This window comes from Dietzia maris, from assembly GCF_036287335.1.
GTDB lineage: Bacteria > Actinomycetota > Actinomycetes > Mycobacteriales > Mycobacteriaceae > Dietzia > Dietzia cinnamea.
This window is the reverse complement of sequence record NZ_CP143053.1, coordinates 1,792,892-1,802,741: the sequence shown is the minus strand read 5'-3', so window position 1 is coordinate 1,802,741 and position 9,850 is coordinate 1,792,892. Positions and strand designations below refer to the sequence as shown.

10 protein-coding genes are annotated in these 9,850 nt (G+C 72.8%); all 10 read left to right on the top strand.

What is annotated here, in order from left to right; all coding sequences use genetic code 11:
* Positions 1-57 precede the first annotated feature (57 nt).
* Positions 58-381, top strand: coding sequence for an integration host factor, actinobacterial type (mihF, locus tag VYL96_RS08270; RefSeq protein WP_007631925.1), 324 nt, complete (start codon positions 58-60; stop codon positions 379-381).
* 7 nt (positions 382-388) lie between these two features.
* Complete coding sequence (gene gmk / locus VYL96_RS08265; protein WP_061228656.1) at positions 389-991, top strand: guanylate kinase; 603 nt, start codon at positions 389-391, stop codon at positions 989-991.
* Positions 992-1,056: 65 nt separating this feature from the next.
* A complete protein-coding gene (gene rpoZ, locus VYL96_RS08260; RefSeq protein ID WP_061228655.1) occupies positions 1,057-1,341 on the top strand; it encodes a DNA-directed RNA polymerase subunit omega in 285 nt (94 codons plus the stop codon).
* Positions 1,338-2,618 (top strand): bifunctional phosphopantothenoylcysteine decarboxylase/phosphopantothenate--cysteine ligase CoaBC, encoded by a 1,281-nt coding sequence (gene coaBC / locus VYL96_RS08255; protein ID WP_174521538.1) that lies wholly within the window; start codon positions 1,338-1,340, stop codon positions 2,616-2,618. The genes rpoZ and coaBC overlap by 4 nt, the downstream gene beginning before the upstream one ends.
* A 61-nt stretch (positions 2,619-2,679) precedes the next feature.
* Positions 2,680-3,891, top strand: a complete 1,212-nt coding sequence (metK, locus tag VYL96_RS08250; RefSeq protein ID WP_007631915.1) for a methionine adenosyltransferase — start codon at positions 2,680-2,682, stop codon at positions 3,889-3,891.
* A gap of 45 nt (positions 3,892-3,936) precedes the next feature.
* On the top strand, positions 3,937-5,982 hold the full coding sequence (locus tag VYL96_RS08245; RefSeq protein WP_007631912.1) for a primosomal protein N': 2,046 nt from the start codon (positions 3,937-3,939) through the stop codon (positions 5,980-5,982).
* Positions 5,983-6,040: 58 nt separating this feature from the next.
* On the top strand, positions 6,041-6,595 hold the full coding sequence (def, locus tag VYL96_RS08240) for a peptide deformylase (RefSeq protein WP_007631910.1): 555 nt from the start codon (positions 6,041-6,043) through the stop codon (positions 6,593-6,595).
* 3 nt (positions 6,596-6,598) lie between these two features.
* Complete coding sequence (fmt, locus tag VYL96_RS08235) at positions 6,599-7,531, top strand: methionyl-tRNA formyltransferase (RefSeq protein ID WP_061228653.1); 933 nt, start codon at positions 6,599-6,601, stop codon at positions 7,529-7,531.
* Positions 7,532-7,815: 284 nt separating this feature from the next.
* Positions 7,816-9,156, top strand: a complete 1,341-nt coding sequence (locus tag VYL96_RS08230; protein ID WP_083961584.1) for an RsmB/NOP family class I SAM-dependent RNA methyltransferase — start codon at positions 7,816-7,818, stop codon at positions 9,154-9,156.
* A gap of 24 nt (positions 9,157-9,180) precedes the next feature.
* The gene (gene rpe / locus VYL96_RS08225; protein WP_061228652.1) at positions 9,181-9,849 is read left to right on the top strand and encodes a ribulose-phosphate 3-epimerase; all 669 of its coding nucleotides are present in this window, start codon (positions 9,181-9,183) and stop codon (positions 9,847-9,849) included.
* Position 9,850: the final 1 nt, after the last annotated feature.

Genomic DNA, 9,850 nt, shown 5'->3' with positions numbered 1-9,850 from the left:
TCCTACGGTGGACACCCGCGTGAGTCATGAGACACACACGAACGAGACGGAGGAATTGTGGCCCTTCCCCAGTTGACCGATGAGCAGCGCGCTGCTGCTCTGGAGAAGGCGGCTGCCGCCCGTCGCGCCCGGGCTGAGCTCAAGGAGCGCCTGAAGCGCGGCGGCACCGACCTCAAGCAGGTGCTCAAGGACGCCGAGAGCGACGAGATCCTCGGCAAGATGAAGGTCTCGGCGCTGCTCGAGGCCCTGCCGAAGGTGGGCAAGGTCAAGGCTCAGGAGATCATGACCGAGCTGGAGATCGCGCCGACGCGCCGTCTGCGTGGTCTCGGTGACCGCCAGCGTCGCGCACTGCTCGAGCGGTTCGACTTCACGGTCGACTGATCGGCGAATGAACACACCGTCGTCCGGGGCCGCCCCGGAGGCGACGGCGAAGAGGGGCCGGCTGATCGTCTTGGCCGGCCCCTCCGCTGTCGGCAAGTCAACCGTCGTCGCCCGCCTGCGCGAGCGCCTGTCCGATCTCTACTTCAGCGTCTCCATGACCACCCGCGATCCCCGCCCCGGCGAGGTCGACGGTCGCGACTATCACTTCGTCACCACGGAGGAGTTCCGCGACGCGGTCGCGGGGGGCCGCATGCTGGAGTGGGCCGAGATCCACCGGGGCCTCCAGCTCTCCGGTACCCCCGCCGAGCCGGTCCGCCGCGCCCTGGACGAGGGTCGGCCGGTCCTCATCGAGGTCGATCTGGCCGGGGTCCGTCAGATCCGCGAGTCCCTACCCGAGGGCACGACCGTCTTCCTGGCACCTCCGTCATGGGAAGAACTCGAGGTCCGCCTGCGTGGTAGGGGTACCGAACCCCACGACGTGGTCGCCCGTCGACTCGAGACCGCGAAGGTCGAGATGGAGGCCCGCGACGAGTTCGACGTGGTCATCGTCAACGACGAACTCGAGGCCGCCGTCGACGAGTTGGTATCATTGCTGGTCGGCCGCGACTAGCGCCGGTCCCAGCGTCACCCGGGTGTCACGAGACACCGCCCGCAGTACCCAGAGGAGATCCCATAGTGGCCACCACCGAAGCCGCAGCGGCCACCCCGCTGTACGACACCCCGATCGGTATCACCAACCCCCCGATCGACGAGCTGCTCGAGCGGGCGTCCTCCAAGTACGCGCTCGTAATCTTCGCCGCCAAGCGCGCGCGGCAGATCAACTCGTACTACAACCAGATCGAGGAGGGCATCCTCGAGTACGTCGGTCCGCTGGTCGACCCGGGGCTGCACGAGAAGCCGCTGACCATCGCGCTGCGCGAGCTGCACTCCGATCTGCTCGACTGCGCCGAGGGAGAGTGAGCCCCACCGGGGACGACATGCGCGGCAAGCGTGTCGTCGTCGGCGTGGGCGGCGGGATCGCCGCGTACAAGGCCTGCGGCCTGATCCGGCTCCTCACCGAGTCCGGATGCCACGTCGACGTCGTCCCCACCGAGGCGGCCCTGCGCTTCGTCGGGTCCGCCACCTTCGAGGCTTTGTCCGGAAATCCGGTGTCGACCGGGGTGTTCTCGGACGTGCCGTCCGTCCGCCACGTCGCCCTCGGGCAGCGGGCGGACCTCGTCGTCGTCGCCCCCGCCACCGCCGACCTGCTCGCCCGCGCGGCGAGCGGCCGGGCGGACGACCTCCTCACCTCCACGCTGCTCACCGCACGCTGCCCGGTCCTGCTCGCCCCGGCCATGCACACCGAGATGTGGGAGCACCCCGCCACCCGGCGGAACGTCGACACCCTCCGCGGGGACGGGGTGCACGTCATGCCACCGGCCTCCGGACGCCTCACCGGCGCCGACACCGGCGCCGGGCGCCTACCCGAGCCGTCGGACATCGCCCGGCTGGCCTGGCTTTTCCTCGACGGCGGGACCCTGCCGTGGGATCTGGCGGGTCGGCGCGTCGTGGTGACCTCCGGCGGTACCCGCGAGGAGATCGACCCGGTCCGGTTCCTCGGCAACCGGAGCTCCGGCAAGCAGGGACACGCGATCGCCGCGGTGGCCGCGGCCCGTGGCGCCCGGGTCACGTTGGTGACGTCCTCGGACCTCCCGGTGCCCGCGGCCGTCGAGGCCGTGCACATCGAGTCCGCACTGCAGTTGCGGGAGGAGACCCTGCGCGCCGCCGCCCACGCCGATGTCGTCGTCAAGGCCGCGGCCGTCGCCGACTTCCGGCCGGCGGACGTCTCCGAGTCCAAACTCAAGAAGGGCAGCGATTCCGAGCCGGCCGAGATCAGGCTGCAGCGCAACCCGGACATCCTGGCCGACCTCGTCGCGGCCCGCTCCGCCGGCGACGTCCCCGCCAGCTGCGTCCTGGTCGGTTTCGCGGCCGAGACCGGCGACTCCTCCGGATCGGTCCTCGAGCACGGCCGGGCGAAGCTCGCGAGGAAGGGATGCGACCTCCTCGTCGTCAACGAGGTCGGGCGGGACACCACCTTCGGCCGGGACGACAACGGGGGCTGGATCCTCGACGTCGACGGCGCCGAGACCACGCTGGACCGGGCGAGCAAGGACCTCCTGGCCGACCGGCTGCTCGACGCGGTCGCAGCGGTCAGCCTCCGCCGGACCCGCCGGAGTGACACAGACCGCACCGACTAGTGTCGTTCTCACGCGATCGGCACCGATCACACGCGATCCCACCATGGAAGAGAGAAGCACTGTGACGCAGGCACGTCGGCTGTTCACCAGCGAGTCCGTGACCGAGGGGCATCCGGACAAGATCTGTGACGCCATCTCAGATTCGATCCTGGACGCGATGCTGGAACAGGACCCGGCGGCCCGCGTGGCCGTGGAGACAATGGTCACCACCGGCCAGGTCCACGTGGCCGGCGAGGTCAAGACCACTGGTTACGTGGAGATCCCGCAGCTCATCCGCGACAAGATCGTCGAGATCGGCTACGACTCCTCCGACAAGGGCTTCGACGGGGTCTCCTGCGGCGTGTCCATCTCTATCGGCCAGCAGTCCCCGGAGATCGCCCAGGGAGTCGACACCTCCCACGAGGCACGCACCTCCACCGAGTCGGTCGAGGACGCCATCGCCCGCCAGGGCGCCGGCGACCAGGGCCTGATGTTCGGCTACGCCTGCTCGGACACCCCCGAGCTCATGCCGCTGCCGATCGCGCTGGCGCACCGCCTGTCCCGGCGGCTGACCGAGGTGCGCAAAGACGGCACCCTGGACTACCTGCGCCCGGACGGCAAGACCCAGGTCACCATCGAGTACGACGGCGACCGCGCGGTGCGTCTGGACACCATCGTCATCTCCACCCAGCACGCCGACGGCATCGACCTCGAGACCACGCTGCGTGACGACCTCACCGCCCACGTGATCGACCCGGTCCTGGCCGATGCGGCCGGTGACATCGACACCTCCGACTTCCGCCTGTTGGTCAACCCCACGGGCCGGTTCGTGCTCGGTGGCCCGATGGGCGACGCCGGTCTGACCGGACGCAAGATCATCGTCGACACCTATGGCGGCATGGCCCGTCACGGCGGCGGCGCCTTCTCGGGCAAGGACCCGTCCAAGGTCGACCGCTCCGCCGCGTACGCAATGCGCTGGGTCGCCAAGAACATCGTCGCCGCCGGGCTGGCCGAGCGCGTCGAGGTCCAGGTCGCCTACGCCATCGGCAAGGCCGCCCCCGTCGGCCTGTTCGTCGAGGCCTTCGGCACCGAGAAGGTCGAGATCGACCGTCTGCAGCAGGCCGTGACCGAGGTGTTCGACCTGCGCCCGGGCGCCATCATCCGCGACCTGGACCTCAAGCGGCCCATCTACGCCCCCACCGCGGCCTACGGCCACTTCGGACGCACCGACGTCGACCTGCCCTGGGAGCGCACCGACCGCGTCGAGGACCTCAGGACGGCCGCCGGACTGTAGAGCCGTCGCACCTGGGTGTCGTAGCGGGGTGCGAGGATTTCCGACGTGACGACAACGCGCCCGGCGACCCGGGTCGCGGCGGCCGAGCGCCCCGTGGCCCGGGTTCTGCCGTTGCTCGGGGTACCCCACCTCGACCGCGAGTTCGACTACCGGGTGCCCGAGTCGATGTCGGCCGAGGCTCGCCCCGGCGTACGCGTGCGGGTGCGTTTCGCCGGCCGACTTGTCGACGGTTTCCTCGTCGAACGCGCGGCCCACACCGACCACCAGGGCGAGCTCGCCTGGCTCGAACGCGTGGTCTCCCCGGAACCCGTCCTCACCCCGGCGCTGTTGCGCCTGGTGGACCTCGTCGCGCGCCGGTGGGTGGGCACGCGGTCCGACGTGCTCCGACTGGCCATCCCGCCCCGGCACGCGGCGGCGGAGAAGTCCGTGCCCGAGCCCGGCGCGCCCGAGGGGGTGTCGATCGGCCCGGTCGAACTACCGGCGGGCTGGGAGGACCACCCGATGGTCGCCAGGTTCCTCGAGGCGGTCACCGGCGGTGTGCCGGCCCGGGGGGTGTGGACGGTGCCGCCCGGCCGGGACTGGGCGCGGTCGTTGGCCGCACTCGCCGACTCCGTCCGACGACGGGGTCTGCAGGTGCTGCTCATCGTCCCGGACCAACGTGACGTCGACCGCCTCGCCGGGGCGTGCCGCGAGGTGGTCGGGGGCGGAGCGGCCGGCCGGGACCTCGTCGCCGACCTGTCCGCGGGAGTGGGCCCCTCCGCCAGGTACCGACGCTGGCTGCGCGCGGTCCGCGGGCATGCACGGATCGTCGTGGGCACACGCAGCTCCGTCTTCGCCCCGCTCCCCGAACCGGGCCTCATCGTGCTGCACGACGACGGTGACGACTCCTTCGTCGAACCCCGCGCTCCGTATCCGCACACGCGTGATGTCGCCGCCCAGCGTTCCGCGCTGGAGGGCACCCCGCTCCTGCTGACGTCGGTGGACCGGACGCCGGAAGTCGCGGAGTACGTGAGGACCGGCTGGGCACACGAGATCCGGCCCCGCGCCGGCCTGGTCCGCGAGCTGGCCCCGCGCGTGGTGGCCGTGACGGACGCCGACCCGCTCCAGGCACGCGACGTCGCGGGCGGCCGCACGCGCCTGCCGGCCGTCGCGTTGACGATGGCCCGCGAGTCGATCGACGTCGACGCGCCGGTCCTGGTCCAGGTTCCCCGGAAGGGGTACATCCCCACTCTGCTGTGCGGTTCCTGCCGGACGCCCGCCCGGTGTCGTCGCTGCAACGGCCCCCTGCGCGCCGGCCGCATGGACGAGGTCTACGGGCCGGTCGAGCTGGCGTGCGGGTGGTGCGGGGCGCCCGAGCCGGGGTTCCGGTGCGTGGCCTGCGGATCGCGTGCGTTGCGCGCCGGGGTCGTGGGCGCGGGGCGCACCGCCGAGGAGTTGGGCCGGATGTTCCCCGGGGTGCGGATCCGCACGAGCGGGGGAGGGGAGATCCTCGACTCCGTGCCCGCGAGTCCCGCGATCATCGTGTCCACCCCCGGCGCGGAGCCCGTCGCCGACGGCGGTTACGGCGCCGCGCTGCTGTTGGACTCGTGGGCGCTGCTCGGCCGGCCCGACCTGAGGGCTGTGCAGAACGCGCTCCGGCTGTGGATCGGCGCCGCCGGGCTCGTCCGCCCGGCCGACGAGGGTGGCAGGGTGTTCCTGTCGGCGGACTCCGGGTCCGCGGTCGCCCAGGCGTTGGTCCGGTGGGACCCACAGGGCTGGGCGGAGCGCGAGCTCGCCGACCGCGCCGAGGTCGGGTTCCCCCCGGCGGTCCACATGATGGCGGTCGACGGCCCCGCGGCGGCGCTGGCGGAGTTCCTCGAGGACTTCCGGTTCGCCGACAGCGTCGAGGTGCTCGGCCCGGTGGACCTCCCCCCTGGCGAGGAGCTGCCCGGCCATGACGAGGTGGAGGATCCCGAGCGGGTCCTCCTGCGGGTCCCCCCGGCGATGCTGAACGACGTCGCCGCGGAGCTGCGCGCCCTCATCGTCCGGCGGGCGGGCAGACGATCCACCCATCCGCTGCGCGTCCGCCTGGATCCCGTGAACATCGGATGACTGACGCAGCGCCTAGAATGGCTGTTCATCACCGTCGCCCCGAGGAGACCCGATACGCATGCCCGTCCACCCCGTCCGGCTCTTCGGCGATCCCGTCCTGAGGACCGCCGCTGATCCCGTCACCTCCTTCGACGACCGGCTGGCGCGGACGGTGACGGACCTCATGGACACGGTCGCGCACGAGGAGGGCGCCGGTCTCGCGGCCCCGCAGATCGGCCTGTCCACCCGCGTGTTCGTCTACACCTGTGGAGGACGTCGGGGCCACCTGGTCAACCCGGAATGGGAAGCCATCGGGAACGAGACCACCGAGGTCAACGAGGGCTGTCTGTCCATCCCGGGGGTGTCGATGCCCACGGAGCGGTTCGCCCGGGTCCGCGCACGCGGGTTCGACATGAAGGGTGACCCGGTCAGCTTCGAGGCGGAGGGCATCCTCGCCCGCGCTGTCCAGCATGAGATCGACCACCTCGACGGGGTGCTGTTCCTCCAGCGGCTCACCCCGGAACGTCGCCGCGCCGCGATGGCCGAGATCCGCTCGTCAGCGTGGTTCGGCAGCGCCGCCGTCAGCGCCGGGGTCGTCTACGACCAGCTCTCCGACGCCATGGCGGTGAGGTGACCGATGCGCCTCGTCTTCGCCGGCACCCCCGACGTCGCCGTCCCGTCCCTGCGGGCTCTCCTCGACAGCGACCGCCACGAGGTGGTGGCCGTGGTCTCCCGACCCGACGCGCGCACCGGACGTGGCCGCGGGCTGTCCCGCAGTCCCGTCGCGGCCGCCGCCGACGCGGCGGGAATCGAGGTCCTCACCCCGCCCAACGCCCGCGATTCCGGGTTCGCCGAGCGGCTGCGTGAACTGGCGCCCGACGCCGTCCCCGTGGTCGCCTACGGACACCTCGTCCCACGGCCCGTTCTGGACATCCCGGCGCACGGTTGGATCAACCTGCACTTCTCCCTCCTGCCCGCGTGGCGGGGGGCCGCCCCCGTCAACGCCGCCATCGCGGCCGGTGACGAGGTCACCGGCGCCACGACGTTCCGGCTCGACGAGGGGATGGACACCGGCCCCGTGCTGGGAACGATGACCGAGACGATCCGGCCACGCGACACCGCCGGCGACCTGCTCGGGCGACTGTCCGAGTCCGGGGCCGGTCTGCTGGTCGCGACGCTCGACGGCCTCGAGGCGGGGGAGTTGCGCCCGGTACCGCAACCGACCGATGGCGTCTCCCACGCGGGGAAGCTCACCGTCGACGACGCGCGGGTGCGGTGGTCCGACCCCGCCCTGGCGGTCGATCGACACATCCGGTCGGTCACCCCGGCGCCCGGTGCGTGGACGACACTCGGCGGCGAGCGGGTGAAGATCGGCTCGGCCCGCCCGGCCGAGGAGACCGCCCCCGACCTCGAGCCCGGCCGTATCGCGTGGGACAAGAAGGCCGTGCACGTGGGCACGGCCTCCGCTCCCATGGTGCTCGAGACCATCCAACCCCCGGGCAAGAGGATGATGGACGCACTCAACTGGGTCCGCGGTGCGCGCCTCGACGCCGAGGCGGCCTTCGAGTGAGCGCCGACGGCGGACGGGGTCGCGGCGCCGGAAACGGCGGCAGCGAACGGGGCCGTGGCGCCGGAAGCGGCGGCAGCGGGCGCCGCGGTGACGCTCCGAAGCGCGGAGACGGCGGAGGTAGCCCCCGGGACACGGGCGCAGGTCGCCCACGGTCGGGCGGCCAGCAACGGTCAGGGGGACCGCGTTCGGGAGCCCGGCAGCGGTCTGGTGACCGGCAGCAGCAAGGTGGCCGGCAGCGGTCGGGCGACCAGCAGCGAGCGCAGCGACGGCCCGACGCGAGGTCCGTGGCCCTGACGGTCATGGCGGCGGTCCGCGAGCGCGCGGCCTACGCCAACCTCACGCTGCCGGCCGAGCTGCGCCGGGCGAAGCTCGACACCCGCGACGCCGCCCTGGCGACCGAGCTGACCTACGGCACGCTCCGCGCGCAGGGGCTCCTCGACCGCATCATCACCCTCGCCTCGTCGCGCCCCGTCGAGGAGATCGACCCGCCGGTGCTCGATCTGATCCGCCTGGGCGCCTACCAGCTGCTGTTCACGCGCATCGGCGCGCACGCGGCCGTCGACACCAGCGTGGAGGCGGCCCGCACCGCGGGGCTCGGCCGCGCAGGTGCGTTCGTCAACGCGGTCCTGCGCAAGATCTCGGCGCGCGACGCGGACGCGTGGGTGGAGGCGCTACGCGACGGCGTGACCGACCCGGTGGCGAGAATGGCCATCGGCACCGCCCACCCGGAGTGGATCGCCCGGGCGTTCGCCGACTCGCTCGGTGCGGCCGCCGGGGAGCTGCCCGAGCTGCTCGCCGCGGACGACGCGCGGCCCAGGGTCCACCTGGCCGCCCGGCCGGGCGCGATCTCCGCCGAGGAACTCGCGTTGGTCACGGGGGGCCGCGAGGGCGAGCTGTCGCCGTACGCGGTGCACCTCGACTCGGGCGACCCGGGCACGCTCGACGCCGTGCGGGAGGGGCTGGCCGCGGTCCAGGACGAGGGCAGCCAGCTGGTCGCGCTCGCCGCCGCACGCGCGCCACTCGACGGGCCGGACGGCGGACGCTGGCTCGATCTCGCCGCCGGCCCCGGCGGCAAGGCGGTCATGCTGGGCGCGCTCGCGGAGATCGAGGGCGGGACCCTCACCGGCGTCGAGGTGTCGCCGCATCGCGCCGACCTGGTCCGTGAGGCCACCCGGGACCTTCCGGTGACGGTGCACACGGCCGACGGCCGCGATCCCGGCCTCGAGCCCGGCTTCGACCGCGTCCTCCTCGACGCGCCGTGCTCGGGCCTGGGCGCGCTGCGCCGGCGCCCCGAGGCGCGGTGGCGCAAGACGGCCGCGGACATCCCCGCGCTGGTCTCTCTGCAGCGCGAGCTGCTGGACTCGGCGATGCGACTGGTCCGACCGGGGGGTGTGGTGCTGTACGCGACGTGCTCGCCGCATTTGTCGGAGACCGTGTCGGTGGTCCGCGAGGCCGCGCGCCGGGACGACGTGGAGACGCTCGACGTGCGCGAGATCCTCGCGGACATCGGCGGCGCGGTCGGCGGCCCGCCCGACGGGTCGGGGGAGGGGCCGTGGGTGCAGCTGTGGCCGCACCGGCACGGCACCGACGCGATGTTCATGGCGGCGCTGCGGCGGACCCGCTGACGCGGCCCGCCTAGACTGGGCGGCATGTCGTACCAGCCGCTCATCGCGCCGTCGATCCTGTCCGCCGACTTCGCCCGACTCGACCGCGAGATCGAGCGCATCCCGTCCGCCGACTGGATCCACGTGGACGTCATGGACGGCCACTTCGTGCCCAACCTGTCGTTCGGCGCGCCGGTCGCCGCTGCGGTCGGCCGGGTGACCGACAAGCCCATGGACTGCCACCTCATGATCGAGAACCCGCTGCGCTGGGTCGGGGACTACGTCGACGCGGGCGCCGCGAACGTGACCTTCCACCTCGAGGCGGCCGACGACCCGGTGGCGGTGGCGGACCTGCTGCACGTCAAGGGCAGCCGTGCCGGGATCTCGATCAAGCCGGGCACGCCCGCCGAGATGTGCTTCGAGGTGCTCGACCACGTGGACCTGGTCCTCGTGATGAGCGTCGAGCCGGGCTTCGGCGGTCAGAAGTTCATGCCCGAGTCGCTCGACAAGGTCCGCGCCCTGCGTGCCGAGATCGACCGCCGCGGTCTCGACGTCCGCATCCAGATCGACGGCGGGATCGACGCCGACACGATCGGGGAGTGCGCGGCCGCCGGCTGTGACGTGTTCGTGGCCGGCTCGGCCGTCTACGGCGCGCCGGACCCCGACGCGATGATCGGGACCCTGCGCGACCGGGCGCTCGCCGCGCGGGCGTGAC

What these genes read in the sequence shown, in the direction of transcription:
- rpe (WP_061228652.1), top strand. Translation starts at nt 9,181, where the DNA reads ATGTCGTACCAGCCGCTCATCGCGCCGTCGATCCTGTCCGCCGACTTC.
- def (WP_007631910.1), top strand. Translation starts at nt 6,041, where the DNA reads ATGCCCGTCCACCCCGTCCGGCTCTTCGGCGATCCCGTCCTGAGGACC.
- fmt (WP_061228653.1), top strand. Translation starts at nt 6,599, where the DNA reads ATGCGCCTCGTCTTCGCCGGCACCCCCGACGTCGCCGTCCCGTCCCTG.
- gmk (WP_061228656.1), top strand. Translation starts at nt 389, where the DNA reads ATGAACACACCGTCGTCCGGGGCCGCCCCGGAGGCGACGGCGAAGAGG.